Consider the following 14,941-nt stretch of genomic DNA (forward strand, 5'->3'; position numbering starts at 1 on the left):
CGTTGCTTTTTGCTGACTTTCAAGGGCGGTAACGCTTTGGGCATGCTTCGCTAAAGCAGATCGTATGCCTGTTAATTCTCTGACGATGCACTAGTTTCCTTCGAAGGGATGGGGGATCGGGTTCTTTACAATGGAGATGGGCTTTCCAATGCGAATGCAGACGTGCCGGGCAGGATCACTTGGGCTGAGTGGGAGCAGGGCGCGGATTTGCACACGGATGCGGCGATCGCCTTCATCCAAGCGGCGCATGCAGCGGGGAAGCCTTTCTATGTGCATGTTCCGTACAATGATACTCATTCGCCTTACGATGTGGATCCGGGGCATGAGAACGATTTCGATCACATCACCACGAATACCAACGGCAAGTTGTTTTTGGGAGAGCTGCACGCACTGGATGAGCAGATCGGTCGATTGGTGGCTGCGGTGGACGATCTCGGCATTGCCGAGGAGACGCTCATTTTGGTGATTGGTGACAACGGGGCTCCGAACGACACGATCAATGCGATTTTGACCCGCAATGGCGGTCTGCGTGGAGGCAAAGGGACTTTGTGGGAGGGTGGGATTCGTGAGCCGTTCATGGTGCGGATGCCGGGAACGGTGCCATCGGGTGTGGTGAATGAGACCACGGCCGTTTCGACCTTGGATTTGTTTCCTACCTACTGCGCCTTGGCGGGGTTGCCATTGCCGGCTGCGCCTTTTGCTGGGGAGAATCAACTCGACGTCTTCAAGGGTTCGGATCGAGCTCGGGAACGTCCGCTGTTTTGGGAGTATGGCACCTCGTTGCCGACGCACCCTGGGAGCCCGTTGCTAGCGGTTCGGGAAGGCGATTGGAAATTTTTGTGCGATCCAGACGGCAGTGAGCGGGCGCTTTATGATCTTTCCCGTGATCGAGAGGAGACGCGGAACTTGGTGGACGACGCTGCCTATGCGGAAAAGGTGGCTCGGCTCGAGGCGATGTTGATCCAGTGGTATCAGGAGATCGTGCGAGGGGAAATCGGTGAGAGCTATGTGGCGGCGCCCGGAGAACCGGCGGGGCTGGTGGTGGCGGACGATTATGATCTTTCTGATCATGCGTCCGAAGCGACGGGTTTCGGGACGGGCAGCGGCGTGAATGAGGATTTGGGGAGTCGCTTGAGCGGAATGCTCGCCTCATCTCTGAGCTACGTGCAGACGAATGTTGGCAAGGCTGCGTCGGCTCACTCGATCACCGATGACCGGTTGACGATTGCCGAGGCGGCGAATCCAACGGCCTTTCAGTTCTCCGCGGACGGGACGACGGCGTATGACTTCGGGCCGCATCTGGCGGGTCGCCGTTACGAATGGCGTGTGGTGATGGACTATGATGATGGGGTCGTTTCGGAGCCCCGGATGACCTTGGGAATCGCGGATTCGGCGAGTCCTGCCGCTGGGGTGGGTGATCACGATCTAGGGATTCAGTTGGATTTGGTTTCCGGCAATACGGTGTCGGTTTTCAAGCGCATGGATGCCAATTCTCAGGCGACGGGGGCGGATATCAATGCGGCGATCGCCACAGGGCTGCCGATGGGAGAGCCGGTGACGGTGCGGGTCTTGATCGATGAAGCGGAGGGGGATTTGAGCTATCCTGCCACTTACGAGATTTGGGTGAATGGGCAGTTGGTGGATTCCGGAGAGATGGTTTTCGGCAATGCTTCGCGGTATTTGATTTTCGACACGGCTCCTAATGTGGGACCGGCGAGTTATGATGACTTTGCCTTGGAGACTCTCGATCAAGGACGGGATCGGCTGGCGCGGGTTCCGGTGGTGGGGGTATCGGAAACGGAGGTGACGCCCCTCGACGGGGTGGAGCATGCTCGGGTTTACTGGACGACCCAGCCGGGTCAAACGGTGGGTTTGTGGATTTCTCGGGATTTGGTGAGCTGGGAGCCGGTGACGGAGAACGGTGAGCCGGTCGAGGTGAGCACGGAGTATGGGACCATCCGCTGGCAGGATGTGACGATTCCAGAAGGCTTCCGCGAGCGTTCGTTCGTGCGTTTGGAGACGGTCGATTGATTCGGTTTCCCCTGGTGCTTGATCGCGCGTCGGGCTGCGGCATGCTGCGGCGATGGCGCGCGACTACACCCTGCATCGGAAACCCACCGGACCGGCGTCCGGAATTGACTACCGGGCTGAGCTCAACGACGAGCAGTTCGGAGCGGTGACCTCATCTCCGGGGCGTGCCTTGGTGATTGCCGGTGCCGGATCGGGAAAAACCCGGACGTTGACTTATCGGGTGGCGTACTTGCTGGATCAAGGAATCGATGCACGGCACATTCTCTTGCTGACGTTCACCAACAAAGCGGCGCGGGAGATGACGGAGCGGGTTCGGTCGTTGGTTCCTCACGATGTTTCTGCCTTGTGGAGTGGAACGTTCCACTCGATTGGGAACCGGATTCTGCGCCGACATGCGGAGGAGTTGGGGTTCACGAAATCGTTTTCCATTCTCGATACCGACGATCAGAAGTCTTTGTTGGCGAGTGTGGTCGGATCGATGGCGATCGATACGAAGGTTCGACGTTTTCCGAAGGCCGATGTGTTGGTTTCGATGTTCAGCCTCGAAAGGAATACTGGGGAGGCGCTCAAGGATATTCTGGCGGTCCGCTATCCGTATTTCGACTCCTGGCAGCGGGAAATCCATGAGGTGCGGGATGCCTACGCGCGGAGAAAGCAAGAGACGAACTCGATGGATTTCGATGATCTCCTGTTGAAGACCCTAGAGCTGTTTCGGGATCATCCGGACATTCTGGCGCTTTATCAGCAGCGGTTCCGGCATTTGTTGGTGGATGAATATCAAGACACGAATTCGGTGCAGAGTGAGTTGATTGATCTGCTTGCCGCAGGGGGCTCGTCGGTGATGGCGGTGGGCGATGATGCGCAGTCGATTTACTCGTGGCGGGGTGCTGACATGGGAAACATCCTGTCGTTTCCGAAACGGCACGACGGATGTCGGGTGTTCAAGATTGAGACGAACTACCGCAGTGTTCCGGAGATTTTGGAGCTATCGAATGCGGCGATTCGCGCGAACCGGTCGAGATTTGAGAAGGATCTGCGGTCTTCCCGAGAGGTGCTGGGAGTGAAGCCGGCGCTGGTTCCCTTGGAAGATCCCTCGGCACAGGCACAATTTGTGGCGCAGCGGATTCTGGAGTTGAGGGATGAAGGCGTCCCGCTGGAGGAGATGGCGGTTTTGTATCGAGCGCACTTCCAATCATTGGAGATTCAAATGGAGCTGACGTCTCGAGGGATTCCCTTTGCGATCACGAGTGGTCTGCGTTTTTTCGAGCAAGCACACATCAAGGATGTGGCGGCGTTTTTGCGATTGGTGACCAACCGGCGGGATGAGATGAGTTTCAAGCGCATCCTGCAATTGATGCCGGGGATCGGGAACAAGGGGGCAGAAAAGCTGTGGAGCGAGTGGCGGAAGTCGGGTGCGGCAACGGCGGAGGAGGCTCCCGATTGGCCGGCGGCTCTGGCCTTGAAGGGGGTTCCCAAGAAGGCGGCAAAAATGTGGGAACAGCTTGGATACATCCTGGCGGAGATGACGCCGGGGGGCTCATTCGCCCGGCCTGGGGACATGATCTACAGTGTGCTGGAGGGGATGTACGATGATCACCTGAAGGCAAGCTATGACAATTACGAGAACCGTCGGAGTGATATTGAGCAACTGATGGCCTACGCCAGTCAGTTCGAGGACATCCTTGAGTTTCTCTCGCAGCTCTCGCTGTTGGGGGGAGCGGACGGAGAACCGGGAGGCAAGCGCGAGGAGCAGGACACGGAGAAGATCACGCTGTCGTCGATTCACCAGGCCAAGGGGCTGGAGTGGAAGGCGGTGTTTTTGGTGTGGCTCGCGGATGGTGCCTTTCCGAATGGAAGGATCATTGAGGCGGACGATGAAGCGATGATGGAGGAAGAACGGCGGCTGTTTTATGTGGCGCTGACTCGTGCAAAGGATGAGCTGTATTTGAGCTATCCGCTGATCAATCCGAAGAGCTACAGCGGTGAAGTGATCCAGCGGCCGTCTCGGTTCCTTGATGATTTTCCGAAGGAGATGGTGGAGGAATGGAATGTGTCCCCGCGTTGGGGTGATTCTTGGGAAGTGGACGAGCCTTTTTGAAGATGGAAGAGGACAAGCTGGATCATTGACGCCCGGCCACAGGATTTGGAGAGTCAGGGTCAATCTATTGGAGACTCATGACGATCGAGGAAGTGGTGATTCTGGGCGGTGGCAGTGCGGGCTTGATGGCAGCGGTGACGCTGAAGCGCAAGATGCCGGAATTGAAGGTGACGGTGCTGCGGAGTCAGGAGTTGGGAACGATTGGGGTGGGAGAGGGCACGACCCCGAATTTCACGGAGCATGTGCTCGGCTATCTGGGGGTGCATCCCAAGATGTTTTATGAAGTGGCCCAGCCGACGTGGAAGCTCGGATTGCGTTTGGAATGGGGTCAACGGCCCCACTACGATTTTAGTTTTGCGCTGAATCTCGATGCCCACTGGAGCGACCTGCCGATGTCGAATGGCTACTATCTCGATGAATCGTTTGAGGCGGGAAACCCGGCGGGCGCGATGATGGCGGCGGGAAAGGTGTTTGCCCGCCGTGCGGATGGGAGCCCGGAGGTGGCGCCATGGCATGCGTTTCATGTCGAGAATGTGAAATTGATCCGGCTCTTTGAGCAGTTGTCACGAGGTTTAGGGGTTGAATTGGTCGAGGGAAGGGTGGCGGCCGTGGAGCGTGGAGGGGAGGGAGTGCGTGCGCTCGTGACGGAGGATGGGCGGCGGTTCAGGGCGGATCTGTTTGTGGATGCCAGCGGATTTCGGAGTGAGTTGCTGGGGACGGCGCTGGAGGAACCGTTCGTCGATTTTGGGAAGCGGCACCTTTTTTGTGACCGGGCGGTGGTGGGGGGATGGGAGCGTTCCGGAGAGCCGATTTTGCCGTACACGACGGCGGAGACGATGGATTCAGGATGGTGCTGGCGCATCGAACACGAGCGTTGGATTCATCGCGGCTATGTCTATGGCTCAGGGTGGATTTCCGATGAGGAAGCGGAGGCGGAATTCGTGCGCAAGAACCCCAAGGCGGCGGGTCGCACGCGGGTCGTGAAGTTTCGGTCAGGATTCCACCGGAGGAGCTGGGTGGGAAACGTCGTGGCGATCGGCAATTCGGCGGGTTTCGTCGAACCACTTGAGGCGACGGCCTTGATGCTGGTGAGCAATGCGTCGCGGGATCTCACCAATCTTTTGCTCAAGATGGGCCGGCGAGTGAGCGATTCGATGCGCGATCTCTACAATCGGCGGATGGAAGCTTCGTGGACGGACATTCGGGATTTTCTGGCGATTCACTACCGCTTCAATGACCGCCTGGATACGCCATTTTGGCGCCATTGCCGGGAAGAAACAGACCTTTCCGGAGTGGAGGAGTTGTTACGATTTTACCGGGAAAATGGACCGAGCGGTTATGCGCGGTATGCCTTGCCGAATTCCCTAAATGACTTTGGGGTCGAGGGGTATTTGGTGATGTTGGTGGGAAATCGAGTTCCCCATGCGCATCCCTACCGTGCGAGTGACGCCGAGCGTCAGCGCTGGAATCAGCACCGAGCGGAATTGTTGGATCAGGCGCGAAACGGGTTTGATGTGGCGGAGGCTCTGGCTTGGTTCCGACGTCACGGGTGGAATCACCTCGTGGGGGTGATCGGTGCCAGTCCGAGCTGAAGTTCATGGCACCTGAGGATTGAGGCGGTTGTCGAGCCATGCCAGGGCGGAGTCGCGAGAAGGGAAGCGGCCTTCGAGTTGTTCGGTGAGCGCATCGTCGAGGATTTCACGGAAAGTCGGGCTTGGTGAAAGCCCGCGGGCGATGAGATCCCGGCCGTTGAGGAGAGGAGTGGGCAGAGTCGGAGAATTGTCGAATTCACCACGCTTGGAGACAAGGAAATCGTAGTTGTCGGTGAAGCCATTCGACGAGGCACAATCGACGCGGTGAAGTTCGAGCTCCTGAATGAAGGTGGGAGTCGCCATGAAGCGCTTCAGCTTGGCGGTGCGCATGTCTTGGACGTGCATGAACTGCATGTGGCGAGAGACCATGAAAGCGACGTCGTCGATGAGGCTGTTCGGGTACTTCAAGCGGCGTAGGATGTTTTCGGCCATGGTGGCACCAAGGGCATCGTGTCCATTGAATCGGATGCGGCCATCGGGATCGACGGTGCGGGTGGGGGGTTTGGCAATGTCGTGGAGGAGGACGGCGAGGACGAGCGCCAGCGGAGCTTCGTCATCGAGCATGTCCAGCATGATCCGAGTGTGGGTGTAGACGTCTCCTTCGGGATGCCATTGGGGTGGCTGGTCGCAGCCGATGAGGTCGCGGAGTTCGGGGAGGAAGATGTCGATCAAACCGGATCGCGTGAGGAGTTCGATGCCGAGGGCGCGATGCGGGCCGGTGAGGATGCGAGAGAACTCGTCGCGGATCCGCTCCACCGAGATGCGCTGGAGCGAAGGTGCGAATTGCTGGATGGCGGCCCAGGTGGCGGGTTCGAGGGTGAATCCGAGGCGGGTGGCGAACCGAACGGCCCTGAGCAAGCGAAGGGCATCCTCCTGAAAGCGGTCTTCCGGATTTCCGACGGTGCGCAGGGTCCGGGTCTGAAGATCGGCGAGTCCTCCGACATGGTCGATGATTTCGCCGGTTTCAGGATTTTCGAAGAGGGCGTTGATGGTGAAATCGCGGCGGGCGGCATCCTCTTCAGGAGTGGAAAATTCGACGGATTCCGGCCGGCGACCGTCTTTGTATGATCCATCGGTCCGAAAGGTTGCGATTTCTGTCGCGTGGCCGTGGTGGCGGACGATGACGACGCCGAAGTGGGCGCCCACTTCATTGGAGCCGGGAAAGAGCCGCAGCACTTCCTGAGGAGTGGCGGAGGTGGCAATGTCATAATCTTTGGGCTCCACGCCGAGGAGTCGATCGCGCACGCAGCCCCCGGCAAATAAAGCCAAATGGCCAGCTTGGGAGAGCTTCCGAGCCAGCTTGAGGGCGGAATCATGCGGGTTCATGCCACAAACAATTCAATTTCATGTTGGCAGATTCAAGCAGCGAGGAATCTTAGGGTGCATGATTCGCGAGGTGAGGGAGGCAGGACCGGAAGACGGGGAAACGTCCCCGCGTCGTTGGGCGCCAAACAGCAAGGAGTTGCATAAGATGCGATTCTTGATGGAGAATGAGCGTTGGATTCGACGTCAAATCTCGTGGATTCCGGAGGACAAGATTCAAGGGATCGTCGAATGGGGTGCAGGCGACGGACGGTTGCTGGGGCATTTGTCGAAGTTTGGGGCGACGATCGGGGTGGATTCGCACAGCCGTCCTGCGGGTTTGCCGGATGAGGTGGATTGGTTGCAGGGCTCGCCATGGGAAGTGCGGGCAGCTGGCAGCGTGCTGGTGGTGAACGGGGTGTTCCATCACTTTGAAAGTGGTGAATTGCTCCAATTGGGGAGGAAGGTCGAAGCCTTCGATTTCTTAGTGGTCGCGGAGCCATGGCGTTCGGCCGAAGTTCTCCGTGGTCGAGATGGAGGAGGTGCGGATGAAGCTGCCAGATTGGAGAGCTTTGTGAAATCGGGGTTTCAGCCCGGCGAGCTGCAAGAGGCTTTGGGCCTGAAGGGCTGGCGGTTTTATGAGAAATCTTCCCGTCACGGTGCGCTTCGCAGCGTCGCTTGGAAAGAAGCCTAAGTGGCTGGAGCGATTCGTTGGAGCCAGCGACCGAGGCCGAAGGCGAGGAGGGGAAGGGTCACCCCGGCGATGACGAGGGGGTGCCCGGAAAGTTTTTCTCCGGGCATCAAAGTCGATGTGGCTGCCGGGACACAGGCGATCCAATCGATGAGAGGGATTCCCGCTAAGAGGGCGGATACGAAGCGGGGAAGTGGCTTGCGGAAGAGGGAAAAGGTCAGTGCCAGCCAGCCAAGGAATGGGATCAGTCCCAGCAAGGTCCAAAGGGGATAGCTGGGCATCCACCAAGCAGAGAGTGCCGCGACGGGGATCCCCAATAAGGCGCGCGCCAGGACCGTCATCCCTGGAGGAGGCGTGCCGAGGCTTTCATAACGGGCACTGAGAGAGAGTCCGCACAGATAGCTGAAGAGCCCGAGGGCGTGGGTCAGCAGGAAACTGCTGGCGATGGCCTGTTCGGAGATTTGCTGGGTGAGGGGGAGTGCGGTGCCTTGTTCCTGACCCCATGGACCCACGGGGGAGAGCGCTAGGAAGCCGAGTCCATAGAGGCCGGCCCGACACGCCGCCATAGGGAGAACGGCCCACAGATGGCGTTTGTGAGCCCAGGTGTAGAGGACGATGCAGCTGGAAATCAGCAGCACGTTGAGGAAGACGGCTGGACCGAGAAAGGCCGCGAGGAGGAGGGCAAGTGTGAGGAGAGATACGCCCCCAATGAGGTAGCTTGCGGGACGGAATTTCCCGCTGGGGAGAGCCCGTTCCGGGCGGTGGGTGGCATCCCACTCCCGATCATACCAGTCGTTGAGAAGATTTCCTGCGAACAGCAACAGCACGCCGAGGGTGGCGAGGAGGCTCAAGGGCGCTAGGCTACCCCAAGTCTGGTGTTGATGACGAAATCCCCAATACCAAACCCCCAATAGGAAGCCGAGGGTGACATTGCTGACGACGCTGGGGGCGTTGGCAAGGCGGAGGCTGGCAAGGAGTGAACGCATGAATCAGGCGAGAACCCAGCGATACTCAGCAGCGATTTGGTCTTCGACTTCGCGACGGAATTCCGCGGGCAAGACGCCCCAGGTGTAGGTCTCGATTTCGAAATGGTGGCAGTGGCCGGGAAACTCGCGGCACCAGGCCAGTGTGTCGGCGGCATGTTGGCGCGTCGAGCGCAGTGGTGGCGCCGGTTGTGCGTCGAGCGGAATGTGAAAGTGCACTCTCCATTGCTCGGCGGTGGTGCCCGAATCGTATGCGGCAAGGCCGTCGGGCAAGTCGACATAGCGCTCCAACTGGCCATCGGGATGGCGGGCGATGACTTGATGGAAATAGGTGGGTTCGTCGAATGGACGGATGGCCTCGACTGCCCCCGGGACGCGGGGATCCAGCGCCACGGCGGCAGAGAGATGGATTTTGGAGATCCTCAAGCCTTCCGCTGCGAAAGCCCCCAGAGAGGAGCGGGGGTCTTCATATTGAAGGGCGAAGTGGCAAGAATCGTAGTTGATACCGATGCGACGTTTCACCAGTTCGTGGTCCGGCGCCGCATCCAGAAGCCGATCGAAGAAGCGGAGAGTTTCCTGGGTGTTTTCGAAGTGTCCTAGGGGCTCGGGTTCGAGGCCGAGGTGGAGATCGCGGCCGGAAACCTCGGAAAGGGCATCGATGAAACCGGCGAGTTCGATCAGGGGATCGAGAATCAGTGCTTCATCGGCGTGAAAAGTTTTGTGGGAGCCGGGTAGGGTGGAAACGGATCCTCCTCCTTCGAGGGGCGCGAGTTCGGAAAGAATCGTGAACAGCTCCTTGGTGTATTCGAGTCGAGCTGGATCGGTCCAATCGGGTTGGAATACTTTCTCTTTGACGCGGGTTCCGTGGAAGTTTCCGTAAGGAAATCCGTTGATGGTGAAGACGTAGGCGTTTTCGCTTTCCAGCCAATCGCGGAAGCGGGCCAGCTGATCTCCTGCCAGCAATTCGCGGGCAGCTCGGGCAGAAAGCCGGAGACCGATTGCGAAGGGCCCGGACGGTGCGACGAGATCGCGCACTTTGAGCGCATGACGGACCAGCGCGGCGTGGGTTTCATCCCAGGATTCCGCAGGATGGATGTTCGTGCAGTAGGCGAGGTGTCCGCTGTCGAAGTGCATGTCGAAATAGGAGGCCAGATTCGGCGAATGGGAAATTTGATAATCCTGCGATCCGGGTCAAAGTCGCGAGGTGGAAGACGAATGGACCGAAGTCGGAACCTGGCCGTCGCTGGCGCAAGCGGATGAGCATGCGTTGGTGGCGCTGGCCATGCGGACCGATTGCCGGGTGATGCCGCGGCTGGGGGGATTTGCGCTGGAAGTGGCTCCCGAGCATGCGGAACCGATCCGGCACGAGTTGGGCGTCTATGCAGGAGAGCGGGAGGTTCCGTTTGTCGTCGAAGCCGGGCCGCCGCTGAGTTGGGGGTTGGCGTTGGTTTGGGGCCTTTTGCTGTTGGGCGTTCAGGCGCTTCACGAGAGGGATCCGGAGTTGCCGGGCCGGTGGCTGAATGATGCCCGCCGTGTTTGGGAGGATGGAGAGTGGTGGCGGGCGTTCACCGCGCTATTTTTGCATGCGGATGCAGGCCATTTGTTGGGAAATCTCCTGATTGGAGGGAGCTTTTGCGTGATGGTCGGAACCGTTTTTGGCGCGGGAAGGGGTTGGGCTTTGATCCTGGCGAGTGGCTTTCTTGGGAATCTGGCGACGGGCTGGATTCATTGGCATTTCGATGAGCCCTTTCGATCGTTGGGAGCCTCGACGGCGACCTTTGGTGCGCTCGGATTGATCGTGGGTGCTGGGTTGGTAAGATCCTGGAGGGAAAGGCGCTATGGGGCGCTCAAACCCTTGATGGTACCGCTGGCAGCAGGGGGTTGCCTGTTGAGCCTGTATGGGGCCGGCGGGGAAAATACCGATGTGCTCGGTCACCTTTGTGGGACCGGGATGGGGGTGGTTTTGGGAATCTTGATGACGCTGTGGCTCAGTCGCCCGAAGGTGGATTGGCAATGACCGAGCGACCTTCAGCGGGATCCACCGTGGGTCGCATATCGCGTTCGTCGGGCATCGTCGTAAGATTCCTGGGGACAAGCAGTCCGAGGTCCTCGTCGGGTGCGGGAAGGGGATCTGGATGAGCCTCGGCGGCCTCTTCCGAGGGTGGCTTCGGAGCGGGTTTCGGTGCGTCTTCAACCACGGCGGTCTTCGTCGCGCAGGCGGCGAGAGCGAAAGGGAGGAGAAATCCGAGAGCTTTCATGGAACCGCCGCGGACGGTGGGACATCTCGTGGCGCATGGAAAGGCGGAAAGTGAGCCAAGAGCAGGAGCAAGGGTTCACGGGGTGGGGGCATGACGGGCTCTTGAAGAGCGGGCTTCCTCTTTCCAGGAGTACAGAACGGGGACGACGAACATTGTCATGAGTTCGATAAGCATGCCGCCGAAAATCGGGACCGCCATGGGCGCCATGAGGTCGGAACCGCGACCCGTGGAAGTGAGCACCGGAAGCAGTGCGAGGAGCGTTGTGGCAGTGGTCATGAGGCAGGGCCGGACGCGTCGACATCCGGATTCAACCACCGCAGTGCGGATCGCCGCCACGGTGTTGGGGCGGAGTTCGTCAAAACGTTGGCGGAGGTAGGTGGACATGACGACGCCGTCATCGGTGGCAATCCCAAATAGGGCCAGAAAGCCCACCCAGACGGCGGTGGAGAGGTGAATGGGAGCGATTTGAAAGAGCTGGCGGAAATGGTGCCCAAACAGCTCGAAGTCGAGAAACCCGGGCTGACCGTAGAGCCCCAGTAAGATGAATCCACCCGACCATGCGACAGCCACGCCGCTGAAAACAATCAGCGTGGTGGTGACGGAGCGGTTGTCGAGGTAGAGGAGAAGGAAGATGGCCCCGAGAGCAAGAGGGATCATGGTCCAGAGGGTGCGGTTGAATTCGAGGGCCGCTTCATAGTTGCCAGCAAAGTCGTAGCGCACGCCGGAGGGAAGTTTGAGGTCCCCTTGGTGGCGCATGGACTCGAGGTAGGCACGGGCGGCATCGACCACATCAACCTCGGCATATCCGGGAAGCGCTCCAAAGGTCACATAGCCGGTTTTGTAGGTGTCTTCGGATTTGATCATCTGGGGTCCGGGGACGGAGCGGATGGTCGCAAGCTGAGAGAGGGGGACCTGGGCACCCTCTCGGGTGGTGACGAGAACCCGGCCGAGGGCTTCCGGAGAATCGCGCTCCTCGCGGGCATAGCGGACCTGGACCGCAAAACGTTCACGGCCTTCGACGGTGCGGGTGACCACCCGTCCGCCGATGGCCGTTTGAATGGTCTCGTGAAGGTCGGAAATGTTCAGGCCGTAGCGCGAGGCGGCATCCCGGTTGGGGAGGATTTCCAAGTAGGGTTTGCCAACGATCCGGTCGGCGGTGACGGTTTCGGTGGCAAGGCCGGCGACTTCTCCCTTGCGGAGGAGTTTCTCTATTTGGAGTCCGACTTGTTCGATCTCTTCGAGGTGCTCGCCTTTGATTTTGATACCCATGGGGGCGCGCATGCCGGTGCGTAGCATGACGAGGCGGGTCTCGATCGGTTGGAGCTTGGGGGCGCCGGTGACACCAGGGAGTTGGGTGACGTGTTCGATTTCTCTCCAGATGTCATCGGGGGAGTGGATGTCGGGGCGCCATTGGCGGAAGGGTCGGCCGCGCGGGTCTTCGGTGAGTTGGCCCTCGGTGTCATACAGGAAATTGCCTTGGCGGTCGGTGCGGTATCGAAGCACACGGCCTTGATCGTCGGACCGGTATTCCGGGACGTAGTGAACGACGGCCTCGATCATCGAGATCGGGGCGGGGTCGAGAGGGGAATCGGCGCGTCCGATTTTTCCGACAATCCGGTCAACCTCGGGAATGCCTGCAATGGCCTGATCGAGCTGTCGCAAGGTGCCCAGTGCCTCATCCATGGAGGCGTGAGGGCTGATGGTGGGCATGAAAAGGAAGGATCCTTCGTCGAGGGCGGGTCGGAACTCGCGACCCAGTCCGGGGAATTTCTCAGCAGCACTTTTCCAAAGGCGGCTCTCAGTGAGGTGGCTGGAGGTGATTTTTGGCAGGAAGGCAAAGGTCTTTGGGAACCCGAGCCAGAAACAGAGGGCGAGCAGGAAGCAAGTGACGGGAAGTGTGAGAAAGAGGCCCTTGTGATCGAGGCAGGCGCGGAGGACTCGAGGATAGGTCAGCTCAAAGAGTTTGAATCCAAGGAGGAGGCCGCCGACGATCAAGACCACAAAGATGCCATTTTGGAACGTGGACCGATCCAGTCCCAAAGGCATCCAATCAAGGGTGAGGAATCCAACCACGACCAGCCCGCCAATGAGGTTGAAGGAGAGCAGGAGGCGGCGCCGCAGCTTGCCACGGACGTAAGGTTCGAGGGCGACTCCAGCAGCGACTCCCAGCAGGATGAGGGTGAGCCAAGGGGTGAGGACCCAGGAGAGGGCGGCAGCGGCGACGAGGAGCACGATGGAGAGAAGCCGCCGGGCGCGGAATGCCTGAGGAAGCGTGCCAAAGAGAAGATGAGCCAGCGGGGGAATCAGCGTTAGAGCCACCACGATCGAAGCCATGAGGGCAAACGATTTGGTGAAGGCCAATGGACGAAATAGGCGCCCAGCTTCTCCAGTCATGGCAAACACAGGAAGGAAGCTGATCACGGTGGTGAGAACGGAAGTGGTCACGGCGCCCGCCACTTCGGTGACGGCCCGATGGATGACCTGAGCGCGAGATTCCGAGGGGTCCGCTTCGTCGAGGTGTTTGAGGATGTTTTCGGTGAGGACGATGCCAACGTCGACGACGGTGCCGATGGCAATGGCGATGCCGGAAAGGGCGACGACATTGGCATCCACGCCGGCGACTTTCATGGCGATGAAAGTGATGAGAACCGCGAGCGGAAGCATCGCAGAAATCAGCAAGCTGCTCCGAAGGTGCAGCACCATGACGATGACGACGATGATCGTGACGAGGACCTGTTGATAGAGAGCTTCGTCGAGGGTGTGGAGAGTTTCACCGATGAGATGGGAACGGTCGTAGAAAGGAACCACCGTGATCTGGGAAGTGGTGAGCCAGGTGGGCCAAGCTGAGCGGGTGGTCTCGCGGGTGAAATCGAGCCAGGCTTGCGGTTCGTCGGCGAAAGACGGCAGTTGGTGTTGCCTTGCGAATTGAGCCACTTCCGCGGGCGTGGTTTTCGACCAGTCGATGAAAGCCCGGATGGGCAAGGAACTGCGCAGGGCATCGATTCGCGCGCGGGTGGCCTTGATGGCTTCCAGAGGATTGGCACCAAAGCGGGCAACCACGACCCCGCCAACGGCATCGGCACCATTGACATCAAGCGCACCGCGGCGCTGGGCGGGCCCGAGGGTGACGTGGGCGACGTCATCGACGGTAATCGGAGTATTTCCACGGACCGTGACGACGGCCTTGCTCAGGTCATCGACACTGTGGATGTAGCCTGTGCCACGAAGGAAATACTCGACGCCGTTGACGGCGAGGTTGCGGGCACCGATTTCCTGGTTGGATTTGCGAACGGCGTCGACGACCTGGGCGAGGGTGACGTCGTGGGCGCGCAGGGCATCGGGATCGACATCCACTTGGTATTGGCGTTCGAAACCTCCGATGGAAGAGACTTCGGCGACTCCTTTGGCGGAGAGGAGCGAGTAGCGAACCTGCCAGTCCTGGATGGCGCGTAGTTCATCGAGATCCCAACCGCCTGCAGGTTGTCCGTCTGGATCCCTTCCCTCAAGGGTGTACCAAAAGACTTGGCCGAGTCCGGTGGCATCGGGCCCGAGGGTCGGGGTGACATCCTCCGGAAGAAGATTCGAAGGGAGGGAATTGAGCTTTTCCAGGACACGACTGCGACTCCAGTAGAATTCGACGTTTTCCTCGAAGATGAGGTAGATCGAGGAGCTTCCAAACATCGAGTAGGAGCGGACTTCGCGAACTCCGGGAACACCGAGCAGAGCGACGGTCAGGGGGTAGGTGACTTGATCCTCAATGTCCTGAGGCGAGCGCCCGGGCCATTCGGTGAAGACAATCTGTTGGTTGTCGCCAAGGTCGGGAATCGCGTCGACCGCCACCGGGTCCCGTGGGTAATTGCCGGTGTCCCAATCAAAGGGCGCAACCCGAATTCCCCAACCGATAAAGAACGCAAGGAGCAGGAGCAGCACCAGCTTCTGGTGCAGGCAGAAATGAATGAGCGATTTCATCGCGATGTGGGCAAAAG

Annotated in this window: 10 protein-coding genes; 5 read left to right on the forward strand and 5 right to left on the reverse strand. The window is 59.4% G+C overall.

Annotated features, from left to right (window positions below; translation table 11 throughout):
• The first annotated feature begins 108 nt into the window (after window positions 1-108).
• The 3 genes from HNR46_RS19340 (at window position 109) to HNR46_RS19350 (ending at window position 5,721) form a co-directional block, all read left to right on the forward strand.
• Window positions 109-2,031 (forward strand): sulfatase family protein, encoded by a 1,923-nt coding sequence (locus tag HNR46_RS19340; protein ID WP_184022119.1) that lies wholly within the window; start codon window positions 109-111, stop codon window positions 2,029-2,031.
• Between the two features lie 52 nt (window positions 2,032-2,083).
• Window positions 2,084-4,129 carry an ATP-dependent helicase gene (locus tag HNR46_RS19345; RefSeq protein ID WP_184022122.1) on the forward strand — a complete coding sequence of 682 codons (2,046 nt, stop codon included), beginning with the start codon at window positions 2,084-2,086 and terminating at the stop codon, window positions 4,127-4,129.
• Between the two features lie 77 nt (window positions 4,130-4,206).
• Entirely contained in the window at window positions 4,207-5,721 is a 1,515-nt protein-coding gene (locus HNR46_RS19350) for an FAD-dependent oxidoreductase (protein ID WP_184022125.1), read from the forward strand.
• A gap of 3 nt (window positions 5,722-5,724) precedes the next feature.
• On the opposite strand, the gene HNR46_RS19355 is transcribed toward HNR46_RS19350, so the two are convergent.
• On the reverse strand, window positions 5,725-7,047 hold the full coding sequence (locus HNR46_RS19355) for a CCA tRNA nucleotidyltransferase (protein ID WP_184022127.1): 1,323 nt from the start codon (window positions 7,045-7,047) through the stop codon (window positions 5,725-5,727).
• Window positions 7,048-7,105: 58 nt separating this feature from the next.
• Here HNR46_RS19355 and HNR46_RS19360 point away from each other — a divergent pair, with 58 nt between their 5' ends.
• Entirely contained in the window at window positions 7,106-7,717 is a 612-nt protein-coding gene (locus tag HNR46_RS19360; RefSeq protein ID WP_184022129.1) for a class I SAM-dependent methyltransferase, read from the forward strand.
• On the opposite strand, the gene HNR46_RS19365 is transcribed toward HNR46_RS19360, so the two are convergent.
• A complete protein-coding gene (locus tag HNR46_RS19365) occupies window positions 7,714-8,700 on the reverse strand; it encodes a UbiA family prenyltransferase (RefSeq protein ID WP_184022131.1) in 987 nt (328 codons plus the stop codon). The genes HNR46_RS19360 and HNR46_RS19365 overlap by 4 nt on opposite strands.
• Window positions 8,701-8,703: 3 nt before the next feature.
• Window positions 8,704-9,831, reverse strand: coding sequence for a metabolite traffic protein EboE (gene eboE, locus HNR46_RS19370; RefSeq protein WP_184022133.1), 1,128 nt, complete (start codon window positions 9,829-9,831; stop codon window positions 8,704-8,706).
• 70 nt (window positions 9,832-9,901) lie between these two features.
• Between eboE and HNR46_RS19375 the strand changes: the two genes are divergently transcribed.
• Window positions 9,902-10,714, forward strand: coding sequence for a rhomboid family intramembrane serine protease (locus HNR46_RS19375; RefSeq protein ID WP_184022135.1), 813 nt, complete (start codon window positions 9,902-9,904; stop codon window positions 10,712-10,714).
• On the opposite strand, the gene HNR46_RS19380 is transcribed toward HNR46_RS19375, so the two are convergent.
• Window positions 10,686-10,955, reverse strand: a complete 270-nt coding sequence (locus HNR46_RS19380; RefSeq protein ID WP_184022138.1) for a hypothetical protein — start codon at window positions 10,953-10,955, stop codon at window positions 10,686-10,688. The genes HNR46_RS19375 and HNR46_RS19380 overlap by 29 nt on opposite strands.
• 75 nt (window positions 10,956-11,030) lie before the next feature.
• Window positions 11,031-14,924 (reverse strand): efflux RND transporter permease subunit, encoded by a 3,894-nt coding sequence (locus HNR46_RS19385; protein ID WP_184022140.1) that lies wholly within the window; start codon window positions 14,922-14,924, stop codon window positions 11,031-11,033.
• Window positions 14,925-14,941: the final 17 nt, after the last annotated feature.

The sequence above is a fragment of the Haloferula luteola genome (assembly GCF_014201715.1).
Lineage (GTDB): Bacteria > Verrucomicrobiota > Verrucomicrobiia > Verrucomicrobiales > Akkermansiaceae > Haloferula > Haloferula luteola.

What these genes read in the sequence shown, in the direction of transcription:
- HNR46_RS19385 (WP_184022140.1), bottom strand. Translation starts at nt 14,924, where the DNA reads ATGAAATCGCTCATTCATTTCTGCCTGCACCAGAAGCTGGTGCTGCTC.
- HNR46_RS19350 (WP_184022125.1), top strand. Translation starts at nt 4,207, where the DNA reads ATGACGATCGAGGAAGTGGTGATTCTGGGCGGTGGCAGTGCGGGCTTG.
- HNR46_RS19355 (WP_184022127.1), bottom strand. Translation starts at nt 7,047, where the DNA reads ATGAACCCGCATGATTCCGCCCTCAAGCTGGCTCGGAAGCTCTCCCAA.
- HNR46_RS19360 (WP_184022129.1), top strand. Translation starts at nt 7,106, where the DNA reads ATGATTCGCGAGGTGAGGGAGGCAGGACCGGAAGACGGGGAAACGTCC.
- HNR46_RS19340 (WP_184022119.1), top strand. Translation starts at nt 109, where the DNA reads ATGGGGGATCGGGTTCTTTACAATGGAGATGGGCTTTCCAATGCGAAT.
- eboE (WP_184022133.1), bottom strand. Translation starts at nt 9,831, where the DNA reads ATGCACTTCGACAGCGGACACCTCGCCTACTGCACGAACATCCATCCT.
- HNR46_RS19380 (WP_184022138.1), bottom strand. Translation starts at nt 10,955, where the DNA reads ATGAAAGCTCTCGGATTTCTCCTCCCTTTCGCTCTCGCCGCCTGCGCG.
- HNR46_RS19365 (WP_184022131.1), bottom strand. Translation starts at nt 8,700, where the DNA reads ATGCGTTCACTCCTTGCCAGCCTCCGCCTTGCCAACGCCCCCAGCGTC.
- HNR46_RS19345 (WP_184022122.1), top strand. Translation starts at nt 2,084, where the DNA reads ATGGCGCGCGACTACACCCTGCATCGGAAACCCACCGGACCGGCGTCC.